We start from the raw sequence: 13,599 nt of genomic DNA on the forward strand, positions 1-13,599 counted from the left end.
AGCGACACCACCGGTTTCCCGGCCCCGCCAACAAACCGCATCCCGGTAGGGATGCCAGTGCATCCCGGTAGGGATGCCAGTGCATCCCGGAGGGATGGAAGCCTGTAGCCGGTGGTCGAGCGAGGAACGAGCGACACCACCGGTTTCCCGGCCCCACCAACAAACCGCATCCCGGTAAGGATGCCAGTGCATCCCGGAGGGATGAAAGCCTGTAGCCGGTGGTTGAGCGAGGCGACACCACCGGTTTCCCGGCCCCACCAACAAACCGCATCCCGGAGGGATGGAAGCCCGGCCGGCTCGCGGGACCGGCACCGCTCACTTCTTGCCCGCCTCGTCGGCGGTCATTTTGGTGTAGAGTTCGAAGAGCTTTTCGAGGCGCTCGGTGTCGTTGCGGAAGCGGCGGCCGATGTAGATGCGCTCCAGGGTCTCGTCGTTGCGCTCGTGGGCGTGGCGCAGGTTCTCCGGCATCTTCGCCGGATCGTAGAGGTCGGCGATCGTCGCCGGGAAATGCGCCTCCCGCGCCAGCAGAATCTCCTCCGCACAACGCGTCAGGTCCGCCTTGTTCTGCTCGGTGAGCTTCGGGACCGGGAAGGTGTTCCAGCACAGCGTGTTCGTGAACCTGTAGTCGGTTCGCATCCTCGTGCAGACCGTGGCCACCCAAGCGAGAAGCATTCGTGATACGACTAGTGAAAAGACCCACGCCTCGCGACAGGGCATAGAAAAGGCCAAATTCGAGATTGCAGTATCCCTGGGGAGGACAGCAGCTGGGAGATACTCTCGATTCTCTGAACTGGTTATCGGAACGCACAGAACTTCCGTTGTTGGGAGCGGCTTTCGCTCATCAAATCGGTGGGGCCAGGCGGCGGCTTTGACGGTCGAAGCCTTCTTGCTAGATAGCCGAAACTCCCGAACCCGGTCGACTCGTGAGCGGATACTCGGAAATGACAAAGCTGCTTCCTTGTTCGACTCACTGATCCAAATGCAGTAGCGAGTGAAGCCCCGAATCAACTCGAAGGATCCGACGAAAGGCCGGACCATCAGCTCAAACTGGTCTCTCGGTAGCTCCAAGCCAGGAAGGTCCGAATGATCGAGAAGTAAATACCCGCCATCGGTCGGTGAGTTGCCACGCTCGAACTGAGGCATTCCTGAGATCTGCCTGCGCTGCGATTCAACAGTGACGTTCGGACCCGCTACAAGGTAAGCATTGATGAAACTGACGCATCGAGTCACCACACCTCCATCGTCATCCGATTCGAAAAGTAGACGCTTCTCTCCAACATTTTTAGCGAAACCAACCACGACAACGGTGACTCCGGCGTTTCGGCTAGCTAAGTTTCGCCAGTTGAAGGAGGTGCATGCGAAAGAGATGAATGCTCCGCTTTCGAAGACGAGAGGCCAAAGGATCGCTGCCTGCTGCCCTTGGCAAATTGAATTTGTGGACACGAAAGCAGCTGCCGATTCTGTGTGATTACCGTAATCGACTGCTTTTACGAACCATCCGGCAACGTAGTCCAGCGACTTCCAACTCGTCGTTTTACCGCGAAAAACCTCTTCGAGCTCGGCCTTCTGTTCAGGGGTTTGCCGTTTGCTCCCTAAGTACGGCGGATTCCCGCAAATGAAGGTCTCTCCCCCCTCGTTCTCGAAATCGATCTCGCTCTGGTCGAGCGGCGTGTCGAAGAGGTCGTCGGCGCGGTTTCTCACCGCCCGGCCGGTCGGCGGGCAAATACTGAGCCAGTCGAGGCGCAGGGCGTTGCCGCAGGTATCCAGTTGTCCCGCGCCAGCGGCAGGAAGACGGCGAGCGCCTCCTTCTGGCCGATGTGGCGCACGTCGCACTGGAACTCGGCGATGATCAGGGCCAGCCGCGCGATCTCGGCCGAGAAGTGCCGGATCTCGATGCCGCGGAAGTTGGTCAGCGGGATGTCGCTGCGGCGGTCGGCCTCGCCGCGGCGGCGGTTGATCTCGGCCTCGATGGCGCGCAGCTCGCGGTAGGCGATGACGAGGAAGTTGCCCGAGCCGCAGGCCGGGTCGAAGACGCGGATGCGGGCGATGCGGTTGCGGAGGTTGAGCAGCTTGCGCTTGTTGTCGCCGGCCTCCTCGAGCCTGTCCCGCAGCTCGTCGAGGAAGAGCGGGTTGAGGACCTTGAGGATGTTCGGCACGCTGGTGTAGTGCATGCCCAGCTCGCCGCGCTCCTCGTCGTCGGCCACCGCCTGGATCATGGAGCCGAAGATGTCGGGGTTGATCTTGGTCCAGTCGAGCTTGCCGACGTGGAGCAGGTAGGAGCGGGCGATCTTGCTGAAGCGCGGCGTCTCCATCTCGCCGGAGAAGAGCCCGCCGTTCACGTAGGGGAAATCCTTCGTCCAGTTGCGCAGGCCGGCCTTTTCGCGCTGGTCGTGGGGCGTATTCATCGCCCGGAAGCACTCGGCGATCACCTCGTGAGTGTTCGACGAGTCGCGGTCGCTCATTTGTTCGACGGTGCCGGTGAAGAGGTCGGCGCGGGGGAAGATGTCGGTGTCCTCGGCGAAGAAGCAGAAGATGAGCCGGGCCATGAAGTGGTTCATGTCGGGCCGGCGCTCGTCGGAGGCCCAGTCGGGGTTGTCCCGGAGCAGCTCGACGTAGAGCTTGTTGAGGCGGCTGGTGGCCTTGATGTCGAAGGCGTTCTCGCGGATCTGCTTGACCGTGGTGATGCCGGCCAGCGGCAGGAAGAAGCCGAAGTGGTCGTGGAAGTCCGGGTAGTCGCAGGCGACGGTCTCGCCCTCGCCGTCGAGGCACTCGGCATGGAACTCGGTGCCGTCGGTGGCGAGGATGTAGCGGGCCTTCTGCTTGGCGGTCGCCGGGCTTTCGCGCAGCGCGTCGAGGGTGGCGGGCACCGCGCCTGGGTCGCAGGTGGCGAGGTGGATGTGGTTGCGCTGGAGCAGGCCGCCGGGGAGGTCGGACTTGTTGGTGGCGCCGCCTTTCAGGCGCTTGAGCGTGGTGGCCTTGTTGCCGAAGGCTTCGAGGAAGGCGTAGGGGAAAGAGTCGCGGTCGAAGGGCTGTGCCGCGAGCTGGGAGACGGCTTCCTCGATTTCAACGGCGTTCATGGGGCGGCGGCAGAATGGCGGCAAGGGTGCTGCAAGGTCAATGCGGCAGCAGGCGACCCCATCGGCTCACAGCTTCTTGGAAGCGATCACCGTCTCATCCTCCGGGTCGTGGCCGATCTTGAAGCCGCGATGGCGGAAGATTCCGATCATCCGGGTGTTCTCCCGCAAGGTCGTGGCGGTGACCTCGGACACGCCCCAGTCCTTGGCCACCCGCAGGCAGGCGTCGGTGAGGGTGCGGCCGATCCCGCGCTCCTGCCAGGCGTCGGGCACGATCACGGCAAACTCGGCGGTGTGGTGGACCGGGTCGGCGACCAGGCGGCCGATGCCGACCAGCAGCCTTTCGCCCTCGTGCTCGGCCTCGGCGACCAGCGCCAGCTCGCGATCGTAGTCGCAGACGCAGTAGCGCACCGCCATCTCATGGGTGAAGTCGCTGATCAGGGAGAAAAACCGCATGTGGATCGACTCGTCCGAACAGCGCCGCAGCATGTCGAGCCACATCAATTCGTCCTCGGGCTTGATCGGGCGGATCGTCAACTCGCGGCCGTCGCTGGTTTTCGCGGCGGAAACGTACTGCTCGGGATAGGGCCGGATCGCGAGATGCGGGTAGCTGCCCTCGCGGGCGCGGCGGACCTTCTTGACCATCGCCCGCGCATCGAGCGCGACGGCCCCATCGGGCAGGGCGAGCAGCGGGTTGATGTCGAACTCCCCGATCTCCGGGTGGTCGGCGACCAGGTAGGAAAACCGGATCAGGATCTCGACGAGCTTGTCGACATCGACCCCCGGGCGGCCACGGTAGCCCTCCAGCAAGGGCCAGGTGCGGAGGCTGCGCAGCATGCGCCGGGCGAGACGCTCGTTGATCGGCGGCAGGCCCAACACGCGGTCTCGGATCACCTCGGCGGCGGTGCCCCCGGTGCCGACGACGATCACCGACCCGAAGGTCGGATCCTGCTTCACGCCGACGATCAGCTCGTGGCCGTTGTTCAGGGAAATCATCGGCTCGACGGTGACGCCCAGGATTTCGGCGTCGGGGCAGTGCTTCCTCGCATCGCGCTTGATCCGGCGGAAGGCCGCGCGCACCTGCGCCTCGTCGTGGACGTTCAACTCCACGCCGCCGACGTCGGTCTTGTGGGTGATCTGGGGCGAGAGGACTTTCAGCACCACCGGGTAGCCGCATTTTTTCGCTGCCTTCACCGCGGCCGCGGCGGTACCCGCCTCGACCGCCCGCGCGGTGGGAATGCCGTACACTTCGAGCAGCTCCTTGGCCTCGCTCGAGGCCAGAACCGGCGGGGCGGCCTTGATGATCTCACGCGACGAGGCGATGCGCTGCTTGCGGTCGAGTTCGAAATCCAGCGGCACCTCCATCGGCGTCTCCTGGAGAATGCGCAGGTTGTTGGCATAGGAAACCAGGTGCATGAACGCCCGGACCGCGTTGTCCGGACTCGGGTAGGCCACCAGCCCGTCGCGATTCATCAACCGCAGCCCCTCGGCCATCGAAACGCCCCCCATCCACGCCGCCAGGATCAGCTTGTTGGATTTCTTCGCCAGCTCGACCATCGCCACCGCCGTGCCGGTCGGGTCGGTCATCGCCTGGGGCGTGAGAATGGCGAGCACGGCATCCACGCCCTCGTCGGCGAGCACGATGCCGGCGGCCTCGGCATAGCGGTCCGGCGGCGCGTCGCCAAGGACGTCGACCGGATTGCCGTGGGACCAGGCGGCGGGCAGGCACTCGTTGAGCTGGCGGATCGTCTTCTTCGAAAGCTCGGCCAGCGTGCCACCGAGCGAGATCAGGGCGTCGGTCGCCATCACGCCCGGACCGCCGGCATTGGTCACGATCGCCAGCCGTCCACCCCCCGGCAGGCGGTTCTGCGACAGCAGGCCGGCGCAGTCGAAGAGGTCGTCGACATCGTAGACCCGCTCGACCCCCGCCCGCTGGAAGGCGGCATCGTAGACATCGTCTTCCCCGGCCAGCGCGCCGGTGTGCGAACTCGCCGCCGCCGCCGACTCGGCAAAGCGCCCGGCCTTGTAGGCCACCAGCGGCATCGTGCGGGCGTAGGCCCGCGCCGCGGAAGTGAAAAGCCGCGCCTCCGGAATCGACTCGATGTAGAGCATCACCGCCTTGGTGTTGCCGGTCTCCGCCGCGTAGTCGATGAGGTGGGCGAAGCTGACGTCGAGCATGTTGCCGATCGAGACGAAGTAGGAGAAGCCCACGTTCTGCTGCTCGGCCCAATCCAGGACGCTGGTGCACAGGGCGCCGGACTGGGAAATGAAGGCCAGCCGCCCGGGCCGCGGCATGCTGGCGGCGAAGCTGGCATTGAGACCGATGCGCGGGACGATCACGCCGAGGCTGTTCGGCCCGACGATGCGCATGCCGTCGTATTTCCCGGCGGTCTTGATGATCTGCTGCTCCAGCTTCATACCCTCCTTTCCCGTCTCACGGAAGCCGGCGGAAAGGATCGCGATGCCGCGGATGCCGGCCTTGCCGCACTGCTCGACGAGGCCGGGCACCGTCGGCGCCGGCGTGCAGATCACCGCCAGGTCGGCCTGGTTCGGCAGCGAGGCGACGTCGGGATAGGCCTGAACCCCCTGCACCGACTCGCTCCTGGGATTGACCGGATAGACCACCCCGGAGAAGCCGCCGCTGATCAGGTTCCGCAGTACCGTGTGACCGACGCCCCCGGGCTTGTTGCTGGCGCCGATCACCGCGACGCGCTTCGGGTTGAGAATCTTGTCGAGATTGCGGATGCTCATGGGAACGGATGGATTCTTGAAACCCACCCGCTATCGACCTCGCCGCGATGCGAATCAAGAATCGGTCATCGCACCGAGAATCCGCGCACAAGCTTTAAGAAGGCACGCGGACCGGCCTCGACGAAGCAACCGACCAAACAAGCCACCGGATCAGAACGGCAGGTCGTAGCTGCGGCCGCCGATTCCATCAAACCAGTTGATGTAGGCCGCATTCACCGCGGCAAAGCCGCCCGGAGTCGGGTAGTCGCCGGTGAAATACCAGTCGCCCACCGGACCCTCGATCGAATCGTGCAGTTGCTCGATCGTCTGGAAGACCACCTCGACCTCGCCATCCCAATCCACATCCTCCGGCCGGACCATGCGGCTGATCTCGCGCGAGATCTCCTCGGGCTCCAGGCCCGCATAGACCTCCTTCACGCAGTTGCGGATCTCCATGCGGGGCCTGTCGAGCTCGCTACGGCATTCATCGTAGATCCGGTCGAGCAGCGACTGTTCGCCCGCGCGACGGCGGATGTTCACCGCGGCCTGGAAGGCGATGAACTTCCCGAGCTCGGACATGTCGATCCCGTAGCAATCGGGGTAGCGGATCTGCGGAGCCGTCGAGCAGATCACGATCTTCCGCGGCGAGGTGCGGGACAGGATCTTGAGAATCGACTTCTTGAGCGTCGTGCCGCGGACGATGGAGTCGTCGAGGGCCACCAGCGCGTCTCCCTCGCGCACCATCCCGTAGGTGATGTCGTAAACGTGTGAAACCAGCTGGTCGCGTCCCTTTTCCTGCGCGATGAAGGTGCGCATCTTGATGTCCTTGTGGGCGATCTTCTCGCCCCGCGGCCAGTTGCGCATGATGAGGTTGTCGAGGGTCTCCTCGTCGAGGCGATCCTCGCGCATCGCCGCCAGAAGCTCCTCGCGGACTTCCGCCCGGCGACGAAGCCGCAGGCCGTCCATCAGGCCGTACCACGCGGTCTCCGCGGTGTTGGGAATGAAGGAGAACACGGCATCCTCCACCCGCCCGCCGAGGGCATCCACCACCTGCGGCACCAACGCCGCCCCCAGCGCCTTCCGCTCGCGGTAGATGTCGGGATCGTTTCCCCGGGAGAAATAGATCCGCTCGAAGGAGCACGGCTTGGGTTCCACATGATCGGCGAAGCGGCCGCGGTGGAAGCTACCGTCCGACTTGATGGTCAGCACCGCCCCCGGCTCCACCGACTCGATCTCGTCCTCGTGCGCCTCGAAGACGGTCATCAGCGGCACCCGCTCGGAGGCGAAGGCGATCACCTCGTCATTGATGAGCATGTGGCAGGGGCGGATCCCGTGGGGGTCGCGCATCACGAACATGTCGCCGTTCCCGATCACTCCGCAGATCGAATAGCCGCCGTCCCAGGAGGCGGCGGCCTGCCGGATCAACTCCGCCAGATCCAGCCGCTCGGAAATGTAGTCGGGAATGCGCGTTCCCGAGACGCCGGCGTCCCGGAGCTGCCGGTAGAGGTCGGTGTGCGCTTCATCGAGATGGAAGCCGATCTCCTCGAGCACCGTCTGCGTGTCGGTGCCGAAGACCGGGTGCTGCCCGCGCTCGATCAACACGCGGTTGAGCTCGCCGGCGTTGGTCATGTTGAAGTTGCCCATGACCATGAGCGTGCGGGTCGGCCAGTTGCTGCGCCGCAGGTAGGGGTGGCAGGATCCTTCGTCGAAGGCGCCGGAAGTCCCGTAGCGGAGATGACCGATGAGCACCTCGCCGCCGTAGTCGAAATTGCGCTTGATGTCGGCGGGATCGGAAGGATCCAGCAGGCCCTTGCGCGCCAACTTGTGGAAGCGCTTGATCTCCTTGCGGAAGACCAGGGAAAGCGCGTCGCGCTCGCCGCTCCGCTGGCGGTGGATGTAGGGGTCGCCAAGCGGCATTGCCAGCTTGGCACAGCCGATCCCGACCCCGTCCTGCCCGCGGTTGTGCTGCTTCTCCATCAGCAGGAACAGCTTGTTGAACCCCCACAGGGCCGTTCCGTAGCGGTCGTAGTAGTACTCCAGGGGCTTGCGCAGACGCACCGCGGCGATTCCGCATTCGTGGGTCAGGGTGTCGCTCATCGTTCGCCCCGGATCTTCACACGCACCCCTTCGCTGGGCACGATCTCGCCGATGGCCACGCCACCCGGCCCCGCTGACAAGGCGGCGTCGACGTCGCCGGGCGCCACGATCGCCACCCAGCCGATCCCCATGTTGAAAGTGTGGAAGCGATCGTCGCCGTCCACGTGGGCCAGCAGCTTGTCGATTCCCGGAAGCTCCCAGCTCGGAATTTCGAGGTCGGCGCCAAAACCGCGAAACAGGCGCTCGAGGTTCTCGGGGAGCCCGCCGCCGGTGATGTGGGCCATCGCCCGGGGTTTCACGGATGCATTCCGCAGCCCCCCCACCACGTCGTGGTAGAGCCGGGTCGGCCTCAATAGCGCCTCGAGCTCGGCATCCTCAAGCTCGCCCGGGAATTCCGCCAGAACGCGGCGCACCAAGCTGAAACCGTTGGCGTGGATGCTGTCGGACGCGTAGCCCACCAGCACGTCGCCGACCTGAATGGTCGACGGATCGATCATCTCGGGCTTCTCGACGCAGCCGATGCAGAATCCGGAAAGTTCGATCACATCCTCGGGCACGATTCCCGGCATTTCGGCGGTCTCGCCGCCGGCGAGGATGCAGTTGCAGGCTTCCAGGTAATCCGCCATGCCCCCGACCAGACGGCTGATCTTTTCCTCATCGAGGGCCGCGATCCCGATGTAATCCAGGAACAGCAAGGGATCGCCGCCGGTGGTGAGGATGTCGTTCACGCTCATCGCGACGAGATCCTTGCCCGCTGTTTCAAACAGTCCCCGCTCGAGCAGCAGCTCCAACTTGGTTCCGACCCCGTCGCAACCGGTCACGATCACCGGCTCGCGGTAGTCGCTGAGATCGTAGGCCGCCGCGAACAGCCCGAAGGCTCCCATCAGTTGCCGCTGCTTCTGGGTTCGGCCGACATGGCCGCGGATGTCTCCGACAAGGGCCGCGGCCCGCCGTGTGTCCACCCCTGCCTGCTGGTAGGTCAGTTTTCCTGCCATGCGTTCGCTGCTGTGCCGGGGTTGTAACAGGCCGCCCCCACCGGTCACGCAGAAAAGCCCCCGATGTCGCATTCCGTGCGAGGACGCCGGAAAGGCCTCCGGATCCGAAATTCCCGCCCGGCCCCGAAATCTTTTGCGATCGACAGTCTATTTGAAAAACAGGTTCAAATACTTCGATTATCAGTAAAACTAGAGCTTCTGCCACGGCTGAAGACCCCCGAAACCATGAAACGTTCAAAAAAATATTGCAAGGAAGGCAAAATAATTCTAAAAGCTTAGCCGTTCGCTCAAACGAGCATTCAATATTTCTTGAATATCAAGGTTTATTCACTAAAACACAGCCACCGTTTCAATCGGCAGTCATGTCCGACCTTTCTCCCCAACTTCAATTGAGTCCCGGCCTCACCATCGGCTACGGCGCGCCCCTGGCCCGCACGTCCGAGGGCATCTCGCTGGGTCGAGGAACGCACTTCCTCCTCGGCCGCAACGGTCGGGGCAAAACCACCCTGCTGCGCACGGTGGCGAAGACCATCCGCGAGCTGGAAGGTGAGGTTTCCCGCACCGGCCGGATGCGCTATGTGCCCGAGGACCTGGGTTTCGACGAGGAACTCAACGCCGCCTCGATCTTCAAGGCGCTGATTCCGAAGGCCCGGTTCAAGTCGGCCATGGAGCTGGCCCGGCGCATCGAACTCGATGTGAAGAAGCCCTACGGCAAGCTTTCCACCGGAAACCGCCGCAAGACCAACCTGATCGTGGCGGAGTTCTCACTCGATCCGGACGAGCCCAACATCCTGCTGCTCGACGAGCCCTTCAGCGGTCTGGACGCCTACGCCCGCCAGCAATTCGAGGAAATCTGGGCCGCGAGCGCCGACAACACGCTGCGGCTGGTGAGCTGCCACCCGGACTACGATTCCATGGAAATGCCCAGCGCGCTGGTCATCCAGGGTGACCGGATCCTGCACACCCTCGATCAGGAGCAGACCTGGAGCGAACTCAAGAGCCTTCTCAACTGACCGTCCGCCATGCCTCTCTTCCGACTCACCCTGATGACGATCTTCCGCCGCAAGGCTTGGGCCGTCTGCGCCTTTCTGGTGCTGGTGATGCCCTTCCTACTGCCGCAGTTGTCGAGCGGCACGGAAAATCCGGCGCTGCTCAAGCCCGCCCTGGCGCAGGCCGCATGGGGCATGGCCTGGTTGAGCACCGTGTTCTGGGGCTTTTTCGCCGCCTCCAAGGCCGGTGAGAAACTCTCGCGCAGCGGCCTCGGCGAGTATTTCCACTCCAGCGGCATCTCCGCCACCCGCCAGCTGCTGGAAATCTGGAGCTCGCTGATGGTCTACATCGCCCCGCTCGGTCTGGCCGCCGCACTGGTCTGCATCTTCGCCGCCAGCCCGGCCGCGCCGGACGAGCGCTCGATGTGGATCACCACCAATTTCCAGTACGCACTGCTCTTCGTGCTCGTAGTGGCCCCGTTGGTCGCCCTCGCCGTGGCGATCGCCTCCCGCTTCGGCGGACTGACCGGGTTCATCGTCCCCGCCGGACTCACCTTCTACGGCCTCTATGGCGTCGGCTACATGAAGCTGCTGCTCAGCATCGAAGGCAACCCGCTGCTCTCCTGGCTCTGGAGCGCCTCGCCCCACTACCACTTCGCCGATCCCACCGAGCGCCTGCGCTACAAGCTTGGCGCCATCGAATGGAGCCAGTTCCCGCTGCTGCTCGCCTACTTCGGAGGCATCTCGCTGCTCTACATCGCTCTTTCCCGCCTGCTCTTCCGGGTCAAGGCCACCGCCTGATCCCCACGAGTTCTCCGCTGTCCCGCCCATGAACACCCGCACCCACATCACCACCGCCGCCCTGGCCCTCGCCGGTGCCGGCATGTGGTACTTTGCGGGCACGGCTCTCAACGAGGCGGGCCGGTTCGAGAATCAACCGAACCCCCTCGGGATCAAGCGCAGCCCCTACGGCCAGGTGCTCGCCATGGCGATCCAGACGCCCATCGACGGCGACTGGCACGGCGGACTCGAAGTTCACGACCACCATTCCCCGGCGACCGACAATCACGACCATCATGAGGGTTGCGATCACGGCGACCACGATCATCACGCCGGGTGTGACCACGACGATCACGACCATCACGCCGGTTGTGACCAAGGCGACTGCGATCATGACGAAATCGCCGCGTCCCACGGCCACGGTCATCACGGCCACGATCACGGGGATTGCGGTCACGATCACGGCTCGCCGGTCGCCAATGGATCCCTGCTGGACCGGCTGGATTACGCCGTCAGCCAGCGGACCAACCCGAATCCGCCGACGGCGGGCCACCAGTTCTATCTGCGTCGTGAAATCGAGAAAAAGCTGCGCTTCGCCTACGAACTCGATCCCTCGCACTACGCGAACTACAACAGCTACCACCTCTTCCTCACCCAGCAGCAGCTCGGCACCTCCGCCCTGCCCCGGGAACAGGTCCGCGAGAACGCCGGCGCGCTCGCCGATCATACGATCCGCTACTGCCTGCGGGAATCCCACGACCCGCGCCCGGCCCTCACCGCGGCCTCCGCCGCCTACAACGTGCTCGAGCAAATGCTGCTCGCCGAAGAAGGGGCCTACACCATCAGCGATATGCGCAAGCAGCTGGGAGTCATCGACTTCTGCATATCACGACACATCGAGTTGCTCAACGCCAGCATCGAGAACGGGGACTGGGAGCTGCTCTCCACCCAGCGCCAGCAGGAAGTCCTCGATCGGTCGAAATTTTCCATGAAGCTGCGCGATTCCGCCGTCAAGGCGATCGAGCGCCGCGAAGCCGACCAGCACACCACCGCCAGCCGCGTCGAATCATGAGCGTCTTCACCGCCGTCCACGACAACCCGCCTCCGCTTCCCACCGGGAAGCCGGGCGTGCCCGCGGCACCCGTGTGCTTCGCACCGGGGATGAACGGCAACCAGCTGCTGGGCATCATCTTCCGGGTCTGCAAGGAGCTGCGCGTCTCCGACATCCAGATGCGGGCCGAGCGCCCGGTCTATATCCACACCAACAAGGGCGTCGAGAAGCTCGAGCATCTTGGGATCCTGACCTCGGCCCACATGGACGAGATCCTCAAGGAACTCATCCGCAACCGCGAAAGCGGCAGCCACGGCTTCGGCGAGCAAAGCAACCTCGACACCCGCGTCGAGGACAAGATCGCCCACGCCATCCAGGACTTCTCCGAGCGCAAGGTGGCCGACTTCTCCTGCGACGGCATCCCGATGGGAGACAACGGCGAACGCTCCGGCCGCCTGCGGATCCAGGCCCACCTCAGCTCTTCCGGCCTCGGGGTCACCTGCCGGATCCTGAACGACTTCATTCCGGAGCTCGAGAGCCTCGGCATCGATCCGGACACCACCGAAACGCTGCGCCGCGCGGTCCTCAAGCGCGCCGGCCTGTGCCTCGTCACCGGCCCCACCGGCTCGGGCAAGTCGACCACGCTCGCCTCGCTCATCGACTGGCTGCGCCGCCACCATTTCAAGCACATCGTCACCGTCGAGGACCCGATCGAGTATCAATACCCCGACGACATGGACGATCCGGAGTTCAGGGGCCGCCGCACGGCCTCGCCCTCCATCGTCACCCAGCAGGAAGTCGGGCGCGACGTCCACTCCTACCGGCAGGGCCTCAAGGATGTTCTGCGGAAGGCCCCGCACGTCATCCTCCTCGGCGAGATTCGCGACCGCGAAGCGATGGAAACCTGCATGGAGGCGGCCCAGACCGGTCACCTCGTGCTTTCCACCCTCCACACCACCGGCGCGGTCAAGACCATCGGCCGGATCCTCGAACTCTATCCCCGCGAGAGCCACACCGCGGTGCTCAGCCGCCTGGCCGAAATCCTCGTGTTCATCCACTCGCAGGGGCTGCTCAACGGCGTCAAGCGCCGGGTCCTCACCTACGAGTTCCTGCAAAACAACGACGACGCCGTGTCCTCCGCCATCGCCAACTACGACGGCGGCGCGAGGTCCCTCGAAGACGTGATCCGCCGGGCCGGAAACATCGAGTGGGACAGCAACCTCAAGAGACTTCTGAACCAGGGCCTCATCGATGCCGAAACCATGGAGAACGCCCGCATGAACCGCGACGACGAATCCGACCTGCTCTGACCACCAACCCTTTCGAGAACCTGGGAAGCCGGCACCAATGACTCCGGCCAACGGGATCTCCTGCCAAAGACAAAACACACACCAAACACACACACCTAGACATGAAACTGACCAACAACACCAAGCGCGCGAAGGGCATGACACTGCTCGAGCTGACAGTCGTCATCCTCGTCCTTCTTTCGCTTATCTCGATCCTCTTCATCGGCGCCCGCGCCTGGAAGAAGGGTTCCGACAAAGCAGGCTGCATCATGAACATCCGCAACGTCCAGCAGGCCGTTCGTTCATGGCAGAACATGAACGCCAAGAACGTGAGCGACGCCTTCGTTCTCACCGATGACATCATCGGCTCGGGCCTGTTCGTGGAAACCGATCCGGTTTGCCCCGGTGCCGGCACCTACGGCTTCGTGACCCAGGTGCCTGACGTCGGCACGCTGGTCATGACCTGCTCGCTTGCCACGACCGAAGACCACGTGCCGTCTTCGATCGCCGGCTGGTAAGCCTGCTCACCGGATGGCACTGGTGCCATCCGCTATCCAATCCGGCCTCCCGCTCCCCGTGAGCGGGAGGCCAATC

8 protein-coding genes and 1 pseudogene are annotated in these 13,599 nt (G+C 64.2%); 5 read left to right on the forward strand and 4 right to left on the reverse strand.

Annotated features, from left to right (window positions below; translation table 11 throughout):
- Nucleotides 1-315 precede the first annotated feature (315 nt).
- The 4 genes and pseudogenes from ACG2LG_RS13525 to purM all read right to left on the reverse strand — a co-directional run bounded on the left by ACG2LG_RS13525 (nt 316) and on the right by purM (nt 8,896).
- Nucleotides 316-3,077 (reverse strand): annotated as a pseudogene (locus tag ACG2LG_RS13525) (class I SAM-dependent DNA methyltransferase).
- A 66-nt stretch (nt 3,078-3,143) separates the two neighbouring features.
- Nucleotides 3,144-5,825, reverse strand: coding sequence for a GNAT family N-acetyltransferase (locus ACG2LG_RS13530; protein WP_396259798.1), 2,682 nt, complete (start codon nt 5,823-5,825; stop codon nt 3,144-3,146).
- Between the two features lie 150 nt (nt 5,826-5,975).
- Entirely contained in the window at nt 5,976-7,901 is a 1,926-nt protein-coding gene (locus ACG2LG_RS13535) for an amidophosphoribosyltransferase (protein WP_396259800.1), read from the reverse strand.
- Nucleotides 7,898-8,896 carry a phosphoribosylformylglycinamidine cyclo-ligase gene (gene purM / locus ACG2LG_RS13540; protein WP_396259802.1) on the reverse strand — a complete coding sequence of 333 codons (999 nt, stop codon included), beginning with the start codon at nt 8,894-8,896 and terminating at the stop codon, nt 7,898-7,900. Before purM ends, ACG2LG_RS13535 begins: the two co-directional genes overlap by 4 nt.
- Nucleotides 8,897-9,258: 362 nt before the next feature.
- Here purM and ACG2LG_RS13545 point away from each other — a divergent pair, with 362 nt between their 5' ends.
- The 5 genes from ACG2LG_RS13545 to ACG2LG_RS13565 all read left to right on the forward strand — a co-directional run bounded on the left by ACG2LG_RS13545 (nt 9,259) and on the right by ACG2LG_RS13565 (nt 13,523).
- Nucleotides 9,259-9,909: an ATP-binding cassette domain-containing protein gene (locus ACG2LG_RS13545; RefSeq protein WP_396259804.1), complete on the forward strand. Its 651-nt coding sequence runs from the start codon at nt 9,259-9,261 to the stop codon at nt 9,907-9,909.
- 9 nt (nt 9,910-9,918) lie between these two features.
- Complete coding sequence (locus ACG2LG_RS13550; protein ID WP_396259806.1) at nt 9,919-10,686, forward strand: hypothetical protein; 768 nt, start codon at nt 9,919-9,921, stop codon at nt 10,684-10,686.
- 28 nt (nt 10,687-10,714) lie between these two features.
- Nucleotides 10,715-11,737 (forward strand): hypothetical protein, encoded by a 1,023-nt coding sequence (locus tag ACG2LG_RS13555; protein WP_396259808.1) that lies wholly within the window; start codon nt 10,715-10,717, stop codon nt 11,735-11,737.
- Nucleotides 11,734-13,026 (forward strand): type IV pilus twitching motility protein PilT, encoded by a 1,293-nt coding sequence (locus tag ACG2LG_RS13560; protein ID WP_396259809.1) that lies wholly within the window; start codon nt 11,734-11,736, stop codon nt 13,024-13,026. Before ACG2LG_RS13555 ends, ACG2LG_RS13560 begins: the two co-directional genes overlap by 4 nt.
- A gap of 101 nt (nt 13,027-13,127) precedes the next feature.
- Complete coding sequence (locus tag ACG2LG_RS13565) at nt 13,128-13,523, forward strand: hypothetical protein (protein WP_396259810.1); 396 nt, start codon at nt 13,128-13,130, stop codon at nt 13,521-13,523.
- The last annotated feature ends 76 nt before the right edge of the window (nt 13,524-13,599 follow it).

The organism is Haloferula sp. A504, assembly GCF_044385805.1.
GTDB lineage: Bacteria > Verrucomicrobiota > Verrucomicrobiia > Verrucomicrobiales > Akkermansiaceae > Haloferula.

Excerpts from the sequence above, each read along its gene's own strand:
- ACG2LG_RS13530 (WP_396259798.1), bottom strand. The coding sequence starts at position 5,825 with ATGAGCATCCGCAATCTCGACAAGATTCTCAACCCGAAGCGCGTCGCG.
- ACG2LG_RS13535 (WP_396259800.1), bottom strand. The coding sequence starts at position 7,901 with ATGAGCGACACCCTGACCCACGAATGCGGAATCGCCGCGGTGCGTCTG.
- purM (WP_396259802.1), bottom strand. The coding sequence starts at position 8,896 with ATGGCAGGAAAACTGACCTACCAGCAGGCAGGGGTGGACACACGGCGG.
- ACG2LG_RS13545 (WP_396259804.1), top strand. The coding sequence starts at position 9,259 with ATGTCCGACCTTTCTCCCCAACTTCAATTGAGTCCCGGCCTCACCATC.
- ACG2LG_RS13550 (WP_396259806.1), top strand. The coding sequence starts at position 9,919 with ATGCCTCTCTTCCGACTCACCCTGATGACGATCTTCCGCCGCAAGGCT.
- ACG2LG_RS13555 (WP_396259808.1), top strand. The coding sequence starts at position 10,715 with ATGAACACCCGCACCCACATCACCACCGCCGCCCTGGCCCTCGCCGGT.
- ACG2LG_RS13560 (WP_396259809.1), top strand. The coding sequence starts at position 11,734 with ATGAGCGTCTTCACCGCCGTCCACGACAACCCGCCTCCGCTTCCCACC.
- ACG2LG_RS13565 (WP_396259810.1), top strand. The coding sequence starts at position 13,128 with ATGAAACTGACCAACAACACCAAGCGCGCGAAGGGCATGACACTGCTC.